Genomic DNA, 18,109 nt, shown 5'->3' with positions numbered 1-18,109 from the left:
GCCTGTCAGGCAACAAACCGCGGTCTTCGCATTGATCCATTCATTTCGCAGGAGACGTATCATGGGTTCTGTCAGCGATCGCATTTCGGGCGCCACCAACTCGCTGGTCGGCAAGGCGAAGGAAGCCATCGGCAAGGAAACGGGCGACGTCAAACTGGCCGCGGAAGGCGCGGCGCAGGACGCCAAGGGCAAGATTCAGACCGCCGCAGGCAAGGCCAAGGCCGCCATCGGCGAATAAGCTGAGCGCCCGCATAAGCTGACCGCCCGGCGTGTGCCGGGCAGGGCAGGGCGTTGGCCCCGCTGGCGAGAGCGGGGCCAGCGTTATTCTGGTCCCGTGTTATTCCGGGCCATTATGGCGAGGTCAGCACGTCGCCATATTCCGGGTGGCGCGCAGCCCATGCAACCATGAAGGAACAGTGCGGCGTCAGTTTCAACCCTTGCGCCCGCGCCAGTTCGAACACACCCTTCGCCAGCGCCCCGCCGATCCCGCGCCCTTCATAGGCAGGGGGAACCTCGGCATGGAGCAGATGATAGGCCCCGCCCGCGTCCTGCCGATAGGTGCAAAAGGCGAGGGCGTTTTCCTCAATCGGCATCTCGAAACGTTGCGCCTGAGCGTTCAACGTAACCGGTTTCAAGGTGAGAGGGGCGGTCATCCATATTCTCCTTTACCGGAAAAGATGGGTCGGGCCGCCCCTTTGCGCAAGGTGTTCAGCGCAGACGCCCAGAGGGCATTCACCTCAAATGTCGCGCCAGCAATTGCAGCACGCAGCCGTAATAATCCTGCGCCAGCGCCTCGGTCTTCATCGGCAGGTTCAAAGTCCGCTGCACGACGTTGAGCCCGCCCGGCGAGAGCGGGAAGGGCGCCTCGGCCCCGGAATAGACATCCACCCATGCCGGGATCGTCTGGCCGCCGGCCTGTTTTGCCCGCCAGTAATCGGCAATCGGCGCCACCAGCGCGCCGCGCCGAGCCGCCACCGCGTAAAGCGCGACGCGCACCGCATCAAAGCCGAATTGCGGCGCTTTGTCGGGCGCGGGCTGGGGCATGCCGTCGGCGCCCACCACCACCCAGTCTGTAGGCAGATTATGCACGCCAAACCGCGCCTTGCGCAGCACGTTCTCGCACGTCGCGATCACCGGACCCCATGTGGCCGCGCCATCCAGCGCGGCAAAGGCATCGAGCGCGGTAAAGATGTAATAGGACGGGTTGATCATCAGCCGGTCGCCAAGATCGAAACCCGCAATGCCCGGCATCAGATAATGCTGGCCCCCGCGCGCGATCACCAGATGTTCGCGGATCGCCTGCCGGATCTGGCGCGAGCGTGCCTCCCATGCCGCCACGCCCCAGCGCCGCGCCGCCCGCGCCAGCGCCAGCGCGATCAGCATATCGCCATCGGTGGCATTGTTGGGGTCGGCCACCGGATTGTTGGAACGCGGATCGAAACGCCACGAATAGAGCGCCATGTCGGCACGGGCCAGATGGGCCTGCGTCCAGTTATACATGGCCTCGAACGCCGGTCGATCGCCCACTGCCACGGCCATCAACATGCCATAGCCCTGACCCTCGGTATGGCTGATCCCGCCGTTGCCGGTGTCCACGATCCGGCCCGATGCATCCAGATAGATCTGGCGAAAGCTGGTCCACATGCCGTCCAGATTCTTCGGACTGTCCATGGTCTTCGGGCCGTCAAAAGACTTCTGCCCGCCCGTCGATGCTTCCGGGGTCACGGATTTGCCCTCCCCCTTGCGCGAACAGCCCACCATCAGGGCGGCGCTGGCGGCCATCAACATATGGCGACGGTCGAACAGCATGTTCTTATCTTGCATCAATCTCTGCGCCATGGCGGATTTCAATGATGTTGTCCGCACAGGACAACAGGCGGGTCTGCAACGCCTCGGGGCTGCCCATGGCACGCATCCATCCGTCATAGGCCCCCAGCAACAGCGAGGGCAAGGCAGCGCCCCAGTTGAAATCGGGATCATAGGGGATGGTGGCGGGCGCCTCGTGATGATGGATCAGCACGCCTTGCAGGTCGAGCGTGATCTCCGCCTCGCCCAGCCCGACGCGCGCCCAGACCGCGTTGACCGCGCCCTGAAGCTCGCGCAGGTCGCGCATGGCGGGGATCGGGTTCTGCCGGGCCAGACGCTGGCCCACGGCGCGAAAGAAGCCCTGCGCCTGATCCTTGCCCGCATTGGCAAAGATTTCCGATACCGCCAGCGCCGCAATCACCGCCAGTCCGCGATCCGAGGTCAGCGGCGGCAAAGGCATGTCATCCATCGTGCCTCCCCCCTTGGGTGTCCCGTCATATGCAAGCCTCATGTGAATGCCCCCCTTATTTGGTGTTGCCAAGGGATTGACGAATGCCCAGCATCGAACGGAATTCGTCATAATTGCCGAAAGTGTTATAGCTGACCTCGCCGCCAACGCGGGTGGCCGGGCCGATGCGATAGTAAAGCGAGGTCTGGGCCGACATGCCGAAGCCGGTCTTGCTCAGGCTGTCGTAATAGTTGCGAACATCGCTGTTGGCGGCCTTCAGAGCGTTGAGCGTGGCCTGCGCCGCCGGATCGCCCGGATACAGATCGGTGCGGTTCTGCGAGAAGCTCTGGAAGCCCGGCGTGCCCGCCACCTTCAGATCCAGATTGCCCTTTTGATAGGCATAGCGGATCGGGAAGCTGAGCGCGAGGAAGCTCTGCGGGCTGAAATAGCCGCCCTGACCCCATGTGAACTGGTTCTGGTTGTTGGCATAGGACTGGTAATTGATGTTCATCCCCGCGGTAATCGAGGAATGTTCATCGCGCCATGCCTGCATATAGCCGCCGACATTGACCTCGACATTGCGGTTCGAGAGCACATTGGTGCCGTTATAGCGGTTATAGCTGACGTCGCCATAGGCGCCGTTGCCATTGTTTTCATACGAGTAACCAACACCGCCCCCGGTGCGCATCACCTGTCCCCAGGTCTGGCCCGTGACCGGATCGCGCGTCCCGGCATAGGAGACGACGCTGTCGGTCACCGGCTTGCGTTCGAACCATGCGCGCGCGGTGGCGTGTTCGGACATTTGCGGCGTGACGGCCACGCGCCATGTGGCGCGGGTGTTGCCAAAGCCCACCGGCGTCGTGCCGCCTTCAACCTGCACCAGCTTGTCGGCATAGCCGGCGCTGAGCGCCACGCCCGAGGCGCGCTGGGTTTCGGCATTGACCAGAGCGGAGGCCACCTTGTTGACGATGGCCTGCGCCTCGATCGTGGCATTGGTGCCAAAGCGCGCAAGGCCCGAACCCGTCGGACGCCCGGCATCGATCACCACCGCTTCGGCGCGGGCAAACACGCGGCCGCGGCCAAGCCCGGTGGAAAGCTGGGCATTGGTCTTCATCTCGCTCAATTGCGAGAGGCCGGTTTCGCCCTTGCGCGCGCGAAACGAGGCGTTGACCTCGGCGCGCGGGCCATTGTCGGCGGCAAGCCCTGCAATGTCGCGTTCAATTCCCGCCAGCACCGGATCGACGGGTGCTTGCGGGGTTGCCGCGAAAGGGGCGGCGTTATTCTGGGCGCCTCCGGCAAAGCCATTGCCCGGCAGACCGCCCCATGTGGCCGGAGCGGGGGCCGACTGCGGGGTGAAATTATTGCCCTGATAGGCAGCCGGAACCTGCTGCACGCCATAATTGCCCTGCGGTGAAAAACCGCCCTGTGCGGCCCCGTTTTGGGGGGCAAAGCTGCTGGGCTGCTGGGGCGCGCTCATCTGCAGGCGCGTGCCGCCGCCCAGGGTGAAGGGATTGGGCATGGCGGGCGCGGTGGGCTGCTGCTGCTGCTGCTGCTGCGCGCGGAAGGGGTTGGCGTCGGGCGCCTGCTGAGCCACCTGTGCGCCATCGGCGGCAAAGGGCGAGGACGCAAAGGGATTGGCGCCGTTATTCGTCCCGCTGCTGCGCTGATAGACCTCGCGAGCCTGTTTGAAATAGCGCGTGGCGGCCGAGGCATTGCCGCGTGCCTGTTCGGTGCGCGCGGCGGCCAGCCAGACTTCGTAATTATTGGCATTTTCGCGCAGCAACTGCGCCTGCGCCTGCTGGCTCAGGCTCTTGTCGCCCGCCGCCTGCGCGGTTTCCATCAGGCCCGAGAGCGCATCGCGATTCTTGGGATCGCGCACCAGAATCATCTGGAAGGTCTGGGCCGCGCGGGCGTTCATCTTGCCCGACTGATAGAGCCGCGCCAGCGAGGAGAGGATTTCCGGGCTGTCGGGCGCGGCGTTAAAGGCGGTCTGGAGGACGTCGAAGGCCTGCGCGAACTGACCGGCCTGACGCAGGCGGTCGGCCTGCTGGGCCGCCGCGCTGGCGGCCATGCGGGCCACGGCGCGCTGGCCATTGGGGTCGCCTGCGGCCAATTGCGTCGCCTTGGCCATCGCGGTGCGCGCCAGATCATCGCGCCCGGTGCGCACAGCCACGCGCAGGATCGCTTCATAGCCCGCGATTTCCGCCACCGGCCCGTTGATCGCCTGCTGCGCCATCGAGGCGGCATCGAAATTGTCGCCCAGATCGAGCAGCGCCTCGGCAATCGCGGCCTGCTTGATCGGCGAAAGGCCCTTGGTGCCGCCCAGTTGCTTGAGCACGCCGACGGCTTCGCCCTTCTGACCATTGGCGCCGATCTGCTTGGCGCGGATGATGGCGGTGTCGATCTTCAGCCCGATGGCGAAATTGCGCATCGGGGCCGAGCGCGCCTCGTCGGGAATGCGGTCGATCAACCCTTGCGAGGCGGCCGTGCGGCCCAGATCGGAATTGAGCATCGCGGCGGCATAGAGCGCATCAGGATCGGTCGAGGAAGCCAGCGAGGCGATCAGGCTCTCGCTTTCGGGCACGCGGCCCCGGCGGATCATAAAGCGGGCGAATTCATAGCGGATCCACGGATCGCTCTGGTCCAGCATGATACCCTGCTGAAAGGCCTGTTCCGCTCCGAAATCATCGCCGCGCGCCGCCGCCGAAAGGGCCGCCCCGCGCGCTGCGCGGCTTTGCAGGCGCTGGCCATTGGGCGTGTCTTCGCCGCCCGCCTGACGATAGAGGTCGGCGGCATCGGCATAGCGGCCCTGACGTTCGTAAATGTCGGCCAGCAATTCATAGGCCCCGCCATTTTCGGCATAGCCCGAACGGATCAGCGCCTCGGCGGCCTTGCGCGCATCGTCCAGAGCGCCGCGCGTGACCATCGCCTGCGCTTCCTGAAGCGAGGCGAAATAGCGCGCCGATTCCAGCGCTTCCTTCCACTTGGACGCATCGCCCAACTGGCTGGCCTGCGCCAGTTGATCGCGGGCCTGGGCAAAGCGGCCGCGCTTGAGATCGACCAGACCAAGCCCGCCCAGCGCATCGGCGTCGCGCTTGTTGCGGGCAAGGGCCGACTGGAACTGATGCTCGGCGCTGTCCAGATCATTGTCCTGAAGCGCGCGGAAACCCACCACGCGCGACTGGCCCGCACGGTCCGCCGCCGAAGGTCCGGCAGGCGCGGCAGGGCGCGGCGCGGGCTTTTCGGCCACCACCGATGCGGAGGCCGGAGCAGGCGCGGCACGCGGCGTTACCGGGCGCGGGGCCGGAGCGCGCGCAGGCTGGGGCATGGCCGCCAGCGTGCGGGTCGGCTGGGGCGTCGGGGCGGGCGCTGCGGCGGGCGAAAGCGCCCGCTTGGCCACCGCATTGGCCGGGTCCAGTTCGAGCGCGCGGCGCCATGCCTGCACGGCCAGATCGTGACGCCCCTTGCCTTCCCAATATTGGGCCTGATCCAGCAGGGTCTTGACCCCCGATGCCTGCGCATGAACCGGCGCGGAGGCAAGGCCGCCGGCCAACATCGCTGCGGCAAGGGCTACGCCGGTATTCCAGCGCAGCGCGCGGCGATTAAAGGCGGGGCTCACTTCTTGTCTCCCTTGTGCTGGTTAAGGTCGGCAGGCGTTTCGCCTTGCAGGCGCGCCTTGGCCTGACGGGCAAAGATCAGATAGACAGGACCCGTCAGCAACAGGGCGATCAGCACCCCGCTCAGCGCCATCAACAGCGGGCGCTGGCTGAACCAATAGGCGGTTTTCATCCAAAAAGGCAGGCTGCCGGCCCAATAGCGCGGGCCGATGGCAAAGCTGTTCATGCCGTCGCCCGTGGTCACGGCAAGGTCGCCCTGAATCTGGGCGTTGATCTTGTCGTCATTCATGCCGTCGACCAATTGGGGCAGGGTGGCGGTGTCATCGGCGATCAGGGCCACCACGCTGCGGCCCGAGGAGAAGGGCGATTCAAAAGCGACGATGCCGTTAAAGCCCTTGGAGGCATAGACGGTGTTCTCGACGTCTTCCTTATTGTCCTTGCCCCAGCCGCCGAACAGGCTTTCGACATATTGCAGCGGCGAGCGTTCGGTGACCTTGAGCGTGCCGCCTTCGTTACGCAGCGGCGCATTGGCGAACAGCGCGCCGCCCGCCAGATTGGCGCTGCCGATCACCAGCACGTCATGGTCGGCGGCCTGTTCGCCATTGCCGCCCATCGAGACGGTGACGCCCGTGGTGGCCACCCCGGTCGAATCGCCCAGGCGGCCCATCATGTCGAGGAAAGCCTCGATCGCCGGTTCGCTGGGGTGTTCGTCCATGATCACCACGGTTTCCGACAGGTCGGGACGCACGGTGAAAGGATAGCCCGCGCCTGCAAAGCTGGCCAGATCGGGCATTTGCAGCCCGTGCCATGCGCCGGTCAGGTTGATCGTCGAATTGGGGTCGAGGCCCACGCGCACATTGTCGGGCAGCGTGCCGGTGCACTTCTGCTTGTCGGCCATGATGAGGTTATAGTCGAAGACCACCTCGTTCGAGCCGAACAGGTTATAGCGGGGCAGGCCGACGCTGCCGCGACCGTTGACGCTGTTGGCGCCCGAACCATACCACAGGCGCTGCCACCAGCTCATGCCGGTCAGCGGCAGGGTTTTCAGGAACTGGCCGTTGATCGACACGTCCATGCGCGAACCTTCGCGGTCCAGCCACTTAGCGTCGGGATAGATATAGCCCAGGCTGAGCGAACCGCCCTGACGGGGCCAGAAGAACAGGTCGGGAGCCAGACGGAAACGCGCGGCCAGCGGACCCGGCGGCAGGCCCATGCCCACCAGCGCATAAGGCGCCATGACCTCGCCCAGCTTGACCTCGCGGCCCGTGGTCAGCCAGCGCGGCGCGCCATAGCGCGGCCATGTGGGCACGCGGGCATTGTCAAAGCTCATCTGCGCGCCGCCCGGAATGCCCTTGGCGCTGGCCAGAGCGGCGGCGGCAAGGCGGATTTCGGCATCATTGCGCCCGGCAATCACCAGCAGCATGCCGCTGGAATCGGCAGGGTTGCGGATCATCGTGGCGGTTGCGCCGTTGATCGGCACGTTGAGGCCCAGACCGGGAGCCTTCATGAACACGATGGCATTGCCGGTGGGCAGGCGGCCCACCATCGGCTTGAAGGCAAAGCCGCGATAGGAGGCAAGGCTGCCCATCCACGAGGAGATGCTGGCGGCGGCCTCCAGATCGCCATGCGTGGGCGCGGCGGCGAACACGAAGGGCAGGCGCAGCGCGCCATTGTCGTGGCGGTCAAAGAAGGGACCGGGCAGGCTGGCCAGATCGGGCGCCTTGGGCAGGGACTGCACGGTCAGGTCAAAGCCGGACTGAACATTGCTGACATTGGCCCAGAGCGAGGAGTGGAACGGGTCCTCGCAATCGCGGGCGTAATGGGCGACGAGACGCAGGTTGAGCTGATTGTCGCCGGGCAGGAACAGCGCGGGATTGACCGGAATTTTCAGCGTGATGCCGCCCGCATTGTCGCGGGTCAGGGGGACGGTCTGCACCACTTCGCCATTGAGCAGCACGACCAGCTGCGACACATCGCCCAGCAGCGCCGGGCTCCATGCCGCGCGCAGCGTGACCAGCGCGTCGGTGACGATATCGTTGGGGCGCATGCCAAAGGGAATGCCGATTTCGCCGCGCGTACCGGCCAGACGGATCGGCGTCTTGATGCGCAGATCCTTGAAGGTCAGGTGTTCGCGGCGCGTGCCGGTGGTGCCCGCCGTGATCAGCGGGGCGGCCGCAGCGGCGGCGTCGGTCGGGGGCGCAGCGGCGGTGGCCGCAGCCGCCGCCACCGGAGCCTGAGCGCGCAGACCATCATGCGGGACCATCATCGAGGCGCCCAGCACCGCCAGCAGGCAGGCCGCAGCCTTGATGCCGGCCACCGGGCGGGCCATCAGCATCGGGCGGGCGGCCACGGGCGCTTCGGCCTCAACAGCTTCGGCCGATGCTTCGGGACGCGCCATCGGCTTGTCCTTGACGGCTTCCTTGGCCACCGGGATTGCCTTTGTGGGCAATTCGGCGTTGGCGGCGGCCATTTGCGCACGCTGGGCGCGCATCCGGCGGCGTTCTTCGACATTCAGACCAAGCAGGCGCTTCAACGTCATCAGATCGACGGCAAGAATATCTTTCACAGACCGCAGTTCCCCAACCGGGTCGGGTGCCGACATTTGCCACGCATCCGCCCGTCCCATAACGGCACGCACTAGCTTGCGGCCCATGGCCATGTCCAGCGGGTGGAACCGTACAAATGCGTATCCGCGCGCCGTGCGAATAGTATCCACAGGAATAACCAGTCGATCAGCGTCCATATCGAGCGCGATATGCGTCAATTCAGGTTCGCGCACCGGCAGATCGGCGGGCAATACAATGGCCGCGCCGCCCATCGAGATGTCGCGCGTGACGCCGGTGATGGCATGGCCCGACTTCAGATAGAGCGTAACAGGCAGTTCGGCATGGATGCGGATGTCCTTGCGCGCCTGACGGGTTTCGCGCGCCACCGAGACGGCGGCCAGCAGGATGATCAGCGAGAAGGAGGCCCATGCGGTGTTGAGCAGCAGCGTGTCGATCTGGATGTTGAAGCTGGACTGGAAGAACAGCAGCTTGATCCAGCCCATCGAGACCGCCCCGGCCAGCAGCGCGATGGCCACCAGATGGGGCTTCACAATCGCCCAGTCGAAGAAGGTCTGGTCCAGCAGGTCGCCCTTGTCGGTGACGTTGAACTTGCCCTTGCGCGGCTGGAACCAGGTCATCACCGTGGGCTTGACCAGATGGAAGGCCAGCATGGTTTCATAGACCTCGCCCCAGAACGGACGGCGCCAGCCAAGCTGCGAACGGCCGCTGAACACCTGCGAACAGACGAGGTGGGGCGCGGAAAAGGCGAAGATCAGCGAGGCCGAGGCCTGAATGATGTTCTGACCAAAGAGCAGATAGGCCAGCGGGCTGGTCAGGAACACGATGCGCGGCAGCGGAAACTGAAAGTGCATCATCGCGTTGAGATAGCAAAGGCGCTGGGTGATGCTCAGCCCCCTGCCGAACAGCGGGCAGTCGATGCGCAGGATCTGGGTCATGCCGCGCGCCCAGCGGATGCGCTGGCCGATGTGCAGAACGAAGCGTTCGGTGGCAAGACCGGCCGACAGGCGCGCTTCGAGATAGCCGGTGTTCCAGCCCATGCGCTGCAGTTTGAGCGCGGTATGGGCGTCCTCGGTCACGGTTTCACCGGCAAAGCCATTGGTGATTTCCAGCGCCTCGCGGCGGATGATCGCGCAGGAGCCGCAGAAGAAGGCTGCGTTCCACAGGTCGTTGCCGCCCTGCACCGGGCCATAGAACAGATCGCCTTCGCCCGGCATGTCGCCCACCACATTGCCCAGATTGCGCTGGACCGGATCGGGCGAATACATGTGGTGCGGCGTCTGCATCAGCGCCAGCTTGGGGTCCTTGTCGAACCAGCCGACCGAGAGCTGCAGGAACGAGCGGGTGGGCACGTGGTCGCAGTCGAAGATGGCGATCAGCTTGCCGTCGGTCTTCTTCATCGCCGCGTTCATATTGCCCGCCTTGGCGTGCAGATTGTTGTCGCGTGTGATATAGCCGCAGCCTGCCTTGCGGGCAAAAGCCTTGAATTCCGGGCGCTTGCCATCGTCCAGGATATAGACGTTGAAGCGGTCGGCCGGATAATCCATGTCCATCGCGGCATAGACCGTGTTGCGCACGATGGAGAGGCTCTCGTTATAGGTGGGGATATAGACGTCCACCGTGGGCCATTGCGAAGGATCGCCCGCAGGTTCGACCACAGGGCGATAGAGCGGCCAGCTGGTCTGGATAAAGCCCAGCACGAGGATGACCCATGCATAGGCTTCGGCCAGATAGAGGCCCGTGCCCAGCATTGCTTCGAGCGGGGCGCCAAAGGACAGCGTCTGGGTCGTGCGCCAGAACAGATAGCGGGTGGACACGATCAGCGAGAGCAGGCCGATGGCCAGCGCGCCCTTTTGCGATTTCCAGCGGTTGATGATCAGCGCGCCCACAATCGTGGCGCCCGCAAATTGCCATTGCGATTTGGCATCCAGCGGCACGGTGATGACCGCCACGGCGATCATCGCCAGCAGCGCCCATCCGAACAAGCGCCCGATCTTGGGGAGATAGTCGATCACGCCGCATCTTCCTCTGCCTGAGGGGGAGCGCAGACCTGCGCAATGGTCTTGGCCAGCGTGCGAATGTCGGCCAGAGCCCCGCTGGCGGGGGCATGGGCGGGCAGCAGCTTGGCCATGGCGGCGGCTTCGTTGACCGATTCGTCCTCGTGGATCGACCCGATCAGCTTGCCGCCCAGCAATTCGCGCAGGAAGCTGTGGGCGTTGCGGGCAAAGCGGCGGGTTTCATCCAGCCGGTTGATGATAAAGGCGGTATAGTCCAGATCGATCAGCGGTGTGCCGGGGATCACCTGCGTCAGCGCGGCCAGACCCAGCGCGGTAGGCGAAACCGGCACCACCATCAGCGAGGCATGGGGCAGCAGTTGATCGCGCAGCACGGTATCGTCGCTGGCAATATCGGCCACCACGAAAGTGCCGCCGGAAAAGGGCAGCTCGCCATTGTCGAGCGCATTGGCAAAGGCCGGGGCGTGCGTGGCGCGCCAGCCCTGACGCAGCGACACACCGCCAATGGTCAGCCCCTGATTCTCAGGCGCTTCCAGATCGGGGATCTCGCTGATCGGCTTGAGGCCGAAATAGAGCTTGAGACTGTCCTGACGGGTCATGTCGATGGCGGTGGCGCCATGCCCGGCCTCGGCCAGGGCCATGGCAAGATGGGCGGCCACAAAGCTGGTGCCGGCGCCGCCCTTGGGCGAATGGCAAAGGATCAGCGGCATCAGAGCTTTCCTTGTTCGATTTGCTGGGCCAGCTTTTGCAGCAGGGCATGGACATCGCCGGGTGCGTCTTCGGCGTTCTGGCCGCCATAGCGGGCGAACAGGTTGCTCAGATCCTTGGAGGTCGGGGTTGCCTCGCCGCCGGAGGTTTCGCTTTCGGGCCGGGCCGGGGTGATCGCGGCCAGCGTGGCGGTCGCGGCCGGGCTCGCCGCCGGGGCCGCGTTGGCGGTCACTGCGGCTTCGGCATTATCTTCGGCCGGAGGAGCGTTAAGGATACGCGGATCGTGGATCAACGTTTCAAACAGGGGCCAGAGTTCGACATCGCTGAAGCGATCTGCAAATTCCTGGTAATGGAATTCCCGCTTGCCCAATTTGGCCAGCAGATTGGCCACATCCTTACGCATGAATCGACCCCTAGGTTTGTTCCCCTATAAAACTGCATAAAATTGGTTAACAAAGAGCTAAGTTTTGCATAGTCCAAGGGGGCACTTATTGGACTTGCAGGGGATATTTGGCTAAAGTCTGTTAGTAAGGACGTAAAGACAATTCCGCACGCAGGCTGGCAATCAGCTCCGGGTCGGCGGTCAGCTTGCCCTGTTCCTCGTCAAGAATGGCATGAAACAGGCGATGGGCGAATCGGGTGCTTTCCTGCGAATCGATGGCTCCGGGCGCGGTCGAGATCAACAGATCGACCATCCGTGCCGCGCCGTGCAGGCGCCCCATCAGATAATCATGTTCGCGATAGGCCCGGCTGAAAAAGGCAGCGAAATGATGAAATTCCTCGCCCTTCAATCGTCGCGACAGACCCGTCGCGCCATCGCCTCGGGCCACATCGCGCGGCGAGATTCGGTCGATCTTGACCGGGTTCATTTCGGCCTCGCCCTGTCCCCGCGTCAGGGTCAGAGTGGCCACATCGTAAAAGGCAAAGCCCAGATAGGCCAGCAGCATCGCCTGTCCCAGTGCGCCCGGCACATGGCGGATCGCGTTAACCAGAATGGCATCGATCCGCGCGTCCAGTTGCGGCAGCACGCCGGCCGATGCCATATCGCGCAGCACCTCTCCGGGGTTAACCAATACCCGCTCCGGATCGGCCGGAACCGGCGCCGCCACGCCCAGAGCCAGCGACAGCCCCTGCCATGCCGCATCGCGCGCGGTGTCGTGATGATGGGCGGGCACATCGCCCAATTCCTCGCGCGCTTCCTCCAGCCGCCGGATCAGGTGGCGCATCCGGCGCAGGCGAAAACCGCCGTCATGGCTGCGCAAAAAGGCCAGCATTTCGCTCGACATGCCTTGGCCCGCGGTGCCTCTGGGGCGCAGATTGGCATTGGCCCAGCGGCCCAGCGCGTTGCGGATCGGCGTGCCGATCTGCGCTTCGGGCGTTGAAACCGGCCCATCGCGGGTTAACGCCTGCGCCAGCGCGTCCAGCGTGATCTCCAGCTTCATCCGCGCATAGGCCTGATAGGCAAACCCTGCCTGTTCGACGGCGGCGGCGTGGGATGCCTGACGCCATGCCGCCATTTGCGCGCCATCGGGGCAACTGCCCAGCACGTCATGGCCCAGCGCCATCCGCACCGAGGCCTCCACCTCGGGCTGGATTGCGGCCATGATTTGCCGCACGCGGGCCATATCCGCCGATTGGCGGGACAAAGCCTCCAGATTGTCGCGGATCGGCTGTTCACGCGGGATGGTGGAAATGGCGCGAAAGATCACGCTGAAGAAACCCGGCGCGCCGGTGGGCCGGACATTGGTGATCACATCCTGCGTCGGGTCGATATAGAGCAGGCGGCGGTCCACCTCGCGTTCGGCCGGGCGCGAGGGCAGGGCGGCGATGGCCTGCGCAAAGGGCGCGTTGACGAGGATCGAGCCATCCATCAGTGCGGTCTCGTTAACCGTCCCGGCGGCAAAATGGGCGGGCAGCACGCGTGAGAGGAACCCCGTCCGCCCGCTCCATTCCTCGTCGCGCTCGGCCATCAGCCGGTCGATTTCTGTGGGCAGCAGCGGGGGGAATGCGCCGGGAAAACTGGCCGAGGCGCGCGCGGCAAAGACCAGTTCGGGCAAAGCGGCCAGCGCCCCATGCCCGGCGACCGCGCGAAAGCTGATGTCCACGCGATGCTCGCGTTCCTCCACCCATGGCGGGCTGTTAAGCGCCACCTTTTCGGGATGGCCCGCATAATCGGTGGCCGTAGTGAACAGGTCGAGCGGGTGCCCCTTGGGCAGCAGCGCCGCTCCGCAGGCGCCATCGGCCATGGCGTCCAGCGCCTCGGCGATCAGGCGGGAAAAGCCGATCCCGCTGAACGGCGCCTCGAACCAGCGCGAACGCACCAGCCGGTTGAGCTTGGCCCTGATCTCATCCTCAATGGCCGATGAAGTGTGCGATATAGGCGAGGTGCGCGTCAGCAGCATCCGCACCAAAGGCACCGCCCATTGCTTGGCAAAGCCGGTCCAGCCCTGATCGTCGGCATCAAGCAGGCAGTCGATATCGGCGCGCTCCAGCCACAGCCGCGTCAAAGGTTCCAGCGATTGCCCGGTGTGAATCGCCTGGGCCAGAAACACGCCGTTGAGGCCCCCCGCGCTGGCCCCGGCAACAATATCGGGCAGCACCCAGAGCTGGGTTGCCGACTGATCCGCGATTCTGTTCAGCAGATCGACATAGATCCGCTCGCTGGGCAAAAGATTGTCGGGGTTTTGGCGCAAGCGGCTGGCGCGGGCCAGTTTCCACACTTCCTTGGTCACGCCATGCATGTAAACCGCGAGGCTGATGCCCCCGTAACAGACCAGAGCGAGACGAAGCTCTTTATGACGCATGAATCATGGTCTGCGCCGAATATGGTTTACAGGCAAGCGGCTAAACATGGCGCCTAAAGGTCTTTGTAGGCAGGAAGGCCCAATTGCCAGCGGATCGCGGCAAAGCGCAGGATCAGCCCGCCCAGAAAGCCCACCCCCATCGCCAGCCCGCCATGCGCCCCCATGCTGACCAGTGCGACATAAGACCCCGCCGCCAGCGCCGCGGCCGTCACATAGATCTCAGGCCGCAGCACGATCGAGGGCACGCCCGCCAGCATATCGCGGAAAATCCCGCCCATACAGGCCGTAACCACCCCCATGATCGCGGCGGGCAGCGGCGGTATGCCAAAAGACAGCGCCTTGGCCGCGCCAAACACGCTGTAGGCCGCCAGCCCGATGCCATCGAACCATTCCAGCGCTTGTTCCGGCCAGATCCGGCGCGGCGTGAACCACACCACCAGCGCCGCGCCAAGGCAAATCGCAATCGGCGCGGACCGATGCATCCAGAACACCGGCGCCCCGATCAGCACATCACGCAAGGTGCCCCCGCCCACGCCCGTGATCGCGCCAAAGAACATGAAGGTGACCAGCGTCTTGCGCATCCGCGCCGCCGCCAGCGCGCCCGAGAGCGCAAAAACCGTGGTCGCGGCCATATCCAGCCATGGCATGATCCATGCCGAAGCATCCACAACAGGCTGAACAGAGAGGGATGCGGCCACCATTCGTCGCTTTTTCGCCAAGCCGGGGCAATTTGCAAGCGTATGCGTGGCGGACAAACGCTTGACAGCGTTGTCGAGATTGCCGAGGGCTAGACTGCTTGGCGCCTTGCATACCTATATCTGCGGCTGCGCCATTGCTGCAACGGGATCTGTCGATATGACAGGCGCATAAAGGCACAAGAGGAGGGGAAATTTACGCCCATGGCATTGGCTCCAGACACCAAAGGCAGCGCGCAAGCGGGCCAGAATATCGACGCACCGGAATTGCGCCTGTTTGTCATGGCGCTGTTCTTCATCTTCGGCGGCATCACCAGCCTGAATGACGTGATCATTCCCAAGCTGAAGGAACTCTTCACGCTGAATTACACCCAGGCGATGCTGGTGCAATTCTGCTTCTTCACCGCCTATGCGCTGATCGGCCTGCCCGGTGCGGCGCTGGTCAAGCGGATCGGTTATATGCGCGGCGCGGTGGCCGGGCTGCTGGCGATGATGGTGGGCTGCCTGCTCTTCATCCCGGCCTCGAAAAGCGCGACCTATGCGATCTTCCTTGCCGCCTTGTTCGTACTGGCCAGCGGCGTCGTGGTGGTGCAGGTCGTCACCAACCCGCTGATCTCGCTGCTTGGCCCCGCCAAGACCGCACACAGCCGCCTGACCTTTGCGCAGGCTTTCAACAGCCTTGGCACGGTGATCTTCCCGCTGGTGGGCGCGCCGATCATCCTTGGCAAGCTCAAGGACGTGAAGGTCGAGGATCTGACCGGCCCCGCGCTCGACGCCTATCGCATGGCCGAAACGCAGCATGTGGTGAACACCTACACCGCTCTGGCCGCCGCGCTGGCGCTGGTGGCCGCTGTCGTGTGGTTCAACCGCAACCGGCTCAAGGGCGAGCAGCATGAGCAGACCTCGCTGGCTTCCGGCTTCGCGCTGCTGTCGCAAAAGCGCTTTGGTCTGGGCGCGCTCTGCATCTTCCTCTATGTCGGCGCGGAAGTGTCGATCGGCTCGCTGATCGTCAATTATCTCAAGCAGTCCAGCGTGCTGGGCCTCGATGATGCTTCGGCAGGTGGCTATATCCCCTATTACTGGGCGGGCGCGCTGGTGGGCCGTTTTGCAGGCTCTGCGCTGCTGCGCGTGGTCTCGCCGGGCAAGGTGCTGACCTTCAACGCGCTGGGCGCGATTGCGCTGATCCTGATTTCGACCAACACCACCGGCCATGCGGCAGCCTACAGCCTGCTGCTGATCGGCCTGATGAACTCGATCATGTTCCCCACCATCTTCAGCCTCGCCTGCGAAGGGCTTGGCCCCAAGGCGGCGGACGGTTCGGGCATCATCAACATCGCCATCTTCGGCGGCGCGGTGGTGCCTCTGGCCACGGGCGCGATTGCCGATGGCATGGGCAGCCTTGCCCTGTCGCTGGCGCTTCCTGCGATCTGCTATGCGGTCATTGCCTATTTCGGCTGGTTCGCACGCAATCCGGCTGCGGCGGAGGGTTAATCCCCTTCGCGCCCGGATGGGGCGCATCCAAAAGCGCCCCATCCGGGCACAGCAAAAGGGCGGCGGAACCGGGTTGGTTCCGCCGCCCTTTTTGTTTGGGGTGACTAAGGCTTAGTCGCGGCCGCGCGGGCCTTTGCCCTTAAAGCCGCCGCCAAAGCCGCCCTTACCGCCCGCAGGCTTGGGGCGATAGGGCTTCACGCCATTGGGGTGCTGGGCATGGCCTTCGCTGTGCGGAGGACGGCGCGCGCCCGGCGCATGGCGGCCCTTACGGTGCTCGCGGGCCTGCTCGCGCGGGCCGGTGGAGCTGGGCTCGATGTTGACGCCGGCCTCATCATCGCTGCCCGGAACGGCGGTGCGGGCGATGGCATTGCCAAAACGCTCGGCCAGATTGCGCGGGATCTGCACAAAGGTCTCGTTCGCGCCGATGCGGATCGCGCCGATCTCGCCGCGCGTCACATGGCCACGGCGGCACAGCAGCGGCAGAATCCAGCGCGGATCGGCGTTCTGCTGACGACCGATGTCGATGCGGAACCAGGCCACATCCTCGAAACCGGCGCGGTGATGGGCCTGACGGATGTTGTCCGGGGCCGATGCGATCAGCTCTTCGGGCTGGGGCAGCGAGGCGCGATGCGAACGCACCAGCGCCAGCGCCAGTTCCTGCGCGCTGCGCTGGCTCATCAGCTCCTCGGCGATGGCCAGATCCTCGGCATCGTCCTCGGCATCGACCGGGGCCAGCATCTTGTCGAGCATCCGCTGACGATCGGCGGCGCGGATGGCTTCGGGGCTGGGAACCTCGGTCCATTCGGCCTCGATCCGCGCGCCGCGCAGCATCATTTCAACCCGGCGACGGCGCGGGAAGGGAACGATGAGGACTGCGGTGCCCTTCTTGCCCGCGCGGCCCGTGCGGCCCGAACGGTGCTGAAGCGTTTCGGCGTCACGCGGGATTTCCACGTGGACCACCAGCGTCAGATTGGGCAGATCGATGCCGCGCGCGGCAACGTCGGTGGCGACGCAAACGCGGGCGCGGCGGTCGCGCAGGGCCTGAAGCGCATTGTTGCGCTCGTTCTGGCTATGCTCGCCCGACAGGGCCACGGCGGCAAAGCCGCGCTCGACCAGCGTGGCGTGCAGGTGGCGCACATTGTCGCGCGTGGCGCAGAACAGGATCGCGGTGTCGGCCTCGTGGAAACGCAGCAGGTTGACCACGGCATGTTCGATATCGGCCGGGGCTACGGTCATCACCTGATAGGCGATGTCGCCATGGCCGCGATTTTCGCCCACGGTCGAAATGCGCAGCGCGTCGCGCTGATAGCGGCGGGCCAGCGCCACGATCTGACCCGGCATCGTGGCCGAGAACAGCAGCGTGCGGCGGGTTTCGGGCGTGGCTTCAAGGATCTGTTCCAGATCCTCGCGGAAGCCCATGTCGAGCATTTCGTCCGCTTCGTCCAGCACGATGGCCTTCAGGCCCGACAGGTCAAACGCCCCGCGCTCCAGATGGTCGCGCAGACGGCCCGGCGTGCCGACCACGATATGCGCGCCAAAGTTCAACTGGCGGCGCTCCTTGACCGGGTCCATCCCGCCAACGCAGGTCACGATCCGCGCGCCCGCCTGCGAATAGAGCCAGGTCAGCTCGCGGCTGACCTGAAGCGCCAGTTCGCGCGTGGGGGCGATGATGAGCGCGAGCGGATCGCGTGCGGGGGGCAGCATCTCGCCGCCGTCCAGCAGGTCATTGGCCATCGCCAGACCAAAGGCCACGGTCTTGCCCGATCCGGTCTGCGCCGAAACGATGAGGTCGCGGCCATGCGCTTCCTCCTTGATGACGCTGGACTGCACCTCGGTCAGCGAGGTGTAGCCCTGCGTCTCAATGGCGCGAAGGATGCAGGGGGCGAGCGTGGCGGGAAGGTTCGATTCGGTCATGCAAACTCTTGTGGCTCTGCCCCGGTGGGGGCAGGAGGAATGGGAAC

The 18,109-nt window shown here is 65.0% G+C and carries 12 protein-coding genes; 2 read left to right on the top strand and 10 right to left on the bottom strand.

What is annotated here, in order from left to right; genetic code table 11:
- The first annotated feature begins 61 nt into the window (after positions 1-61).
- Positions 62-238, top strand: a complete 177-nt coding sequence (locus GGR38_RS11720) for a CsbD family protein (protein ID WP_172340674.1) — start codon at positions 62-64, stop codon at positions 236-238.
- A 112-nt stretch (positions 239-350) separates the two neighbouring features.
- On the opposite strand, the gene GGR38_RS11715 is transcribed toward GGR38_RS11720, so the two are convergent.
- From GGR38_RS11715 to GGR38_RS11675, 9 genes are all read right to left on the bottom strand, one after another.
- Complete coding sequence (locus GGR38_RS11715; RefSeq protein WP_183625713.1) at positions 351-653, bottom strand: GNAT family N-acetyltransferase; 303 nt, start codon at positions 651-653, stop codon at positions 351-353.
- Between the two features lie 79 nt (positions 654-732).
- Positions 733-1,824, bottom strand: coding sequence for a family 8 glycosyl hydrolase (locus GGR38_RS11710; RefSeq protein ID WP_246404530.1), 1,092 nt, complete (start codon positions 1,822-1,824; stop codon positions 733-735).
- Positions 1,814-2,317, bottom strand: a complete 504-nt coding sequence (bcsD, locus tag GGR38_RS11705; protein WP_183625711.1) for a cellulose biosynthesis protein BcsD — start codon at positions 2,315-2,317, stop codon at positions 1,814-1,816. Before bcsD ends, GGR38_RS11710 begins: the two co-directional genes overlap by 11 nt.
- Positions 2,318-2,330: 13 nt before the next feature.
- Positions 2,331-5,873 (bottom strand): cellulose synthase subunit BcsC-related outer membrane protein, encoded by a 3,543-nt coding sequence (locus GGR38_RS11700; RefSeq protein ID WP_343059087.1) that lies wholly within the window; start codon positions 5,871-5,873, stop codon positions 2,331-2,333.
- Positions 5,870-10,450: a UDP-forming cellulose synthase catalytic subunit gene (bcsA, locus tag GGR38_RS11695; protein ID WP_343059086.1), complete on the bottom strand. Its 4,581-nt coding sequence runs from the start codon at positions 10,448-10,450 to the stop codon at positions 5,870-5,872. Before bcsA ends, GGR38_RS11700 begins: the two co-directional genes overlap by 4 nt.
- The gene (locus tag GGR38_RS11690; RefSeq protein ID WP_183625709.1) at positions 10,447-11,160 is read right to left on the bottom strand and encodes a nucleotide-binding protein; all 714 of its coding nucleotides are present in this window, start codon (positions 11,158-11,160) and stop codon (positions 10,447-10,449) included. Before GGR38_RS11690 ends, bcsA begins: the two co-directional genes overlap by 4 nt.
- The gene (locus GGR38_RS11685; RefSeq protein WP_183625707.1) at positions 11,160-11,561 is read right to left on the bottom strand and encodes a hypothetical protein; all 402 of its coding nucleotides are present in this window, start codon (positions 11,559-11,561) and stop codon (positions 11,160-11,162) included. Before GGR38_RS11685 ends, GGR38_RS11690 begins: the two co-directional genes overlap by 1 nt.
- A 121-nt stretch (positions 11,562-11,682) precedes the next feature.
- Positions 11,683-13,962, bottom strand: a complete 2,280-nt coding sequence (locus GGR38_RS11680) for a patatin-like protein (RefSeq protein ID WP_183625705.1) — start codon at positions 13,960-13,962, stop codon at positions 11,683-11,685.
- Positions 13,963-14,015: 53 nt separating this feature from the next.
- Positions 14,016-14,663 (bottom strand): trimeric intracellular cation channel family protein, encoded by a 648-nt coding sequence (locus tag GGR38_RS11675; protein WP_183625702.1) that lies wholly within the window; start codon positions 14,661-14,663, stop codon positions 14,016-14,018.
- Between the two features lie 198 nt (positions 14,664-14,861).
- On the opposite strand from GGR38_RS11675, the gene GGR38_RS11670 reads away from it, so the two are divergent.
- Positions 14,862-16,148: a sugar MFS transporter gene (locus tag GGR38_RS11670; RefSeq protein ID WP_183625700.1), complete on the top strand. Its 1,287-nt coding sequence runs from the start codon at positions 14,862-14,864 to the stop codon at positions 16,146-16,148.
- A gap of 111 nt (positions 16,149-16,259) precedes the next feature.
- Here the strand turns inward: GGR38_RS11670 and GGR38_RS11665 are convergent, their stop codons facing one another.
- On the bottom strand, positions 16,260-18,062 hold the full coding sequence (locus GGR38_RS11665) for a DEAD/DEAH box helicase (RefSeq protein WP_183625698.1): 1,803 nt from the start codon (positions 18,060-18,062) through the stop codon (positions 16,260-16,262).
- Positions 18,063-18,109 lie beyond the last annotated feature (47 nt).

The sequence above is a fragment of the Novosphingobium sediminicola genome (genome assembly GCF_014196525.1).
GTDB lineage: Bacteria > Pseudomonadota > Alphaproteobacteria > Sphingomonadales > Sphingomonadaceae > Novosphingobium > Novosphingobium sediminicola.
This window is presented reverse-complemented; position numbering and strand designations above follow the sequence as displayed.

Bases quoted from the DNA above. Each gene is read 5' to 3' on its own strand.
- GGR38_RS11690 (WP_183625709.1), bottom strand. From the start codon at position 11,160: ATGCCGCTGATCCTTTGCCATTCGCCCAAGGGCGGCGCCGGCACCAGC.
- GGR38_RS11680 (WP_183625705.1), bottom strand. From the start codon at position 13,962: ATGCGTCATAAAGAGCTTCGTCTCGCTCTGGTCTGTTACGGGGGCATC.
- GGR38_RS11715 (WP_183625713.1), bottom strand. From the start codon at position 653: ATGACCGCCCCTCTCACCTTGAAACCGGTTACGTTGAACGCTCAGGCG.
- GGR38_RS11665 (WP_183625698.1), bottom strand. From the start codon at position 18,062: ATGACCGAATCGAACCTTCCCGCCACGCTCGCCCCCTGCATCCTTCGC.
- GGR38_RS11670 (WP_183625700.1), top strand. From the start codon at position 14,862: ATGGCATTGGCTCCAGACACCAAAGGCAGCGCGCAAGCGGGCCAGAAT.
- GGR38_RS11685 (WP_183625707.1), bottom strand. From the start codon at position 11,561: ATGCGTAAGGATGTGGCCAATCTGCTGGCCAAATTGGGCAAGCGGGAA.
- GGR38_RS11675 (WP_183625702.1), bottom strand. From the start codon at position 14,663: ATGGTGGCCGCATCCCTCTCTGTTCAGCCTGTTGTGGATGCTTCGGCA.
- GGR38_RS11710 (WP_246404530.1), bottom strand. From the start codon at position 1,824: ATGCAAGATAAGAACATGCTGTTCGACCGTCGCCATATGTTGATGGCC.
- bcsD (WP_183625711.1), bottom strand. From the start codon at position 2,317: ATGAGGCTTGCATATGACGGGACACCCAAGGGGGGAGGCACGATGGAT.
- GGR38_RS11720 (WP_172340674.1), top strand. From the start codon at position 62: ATGGGTTCTGTCAGCGATCGCATTTCGGGCGCCACCAACTCGCTGGTC.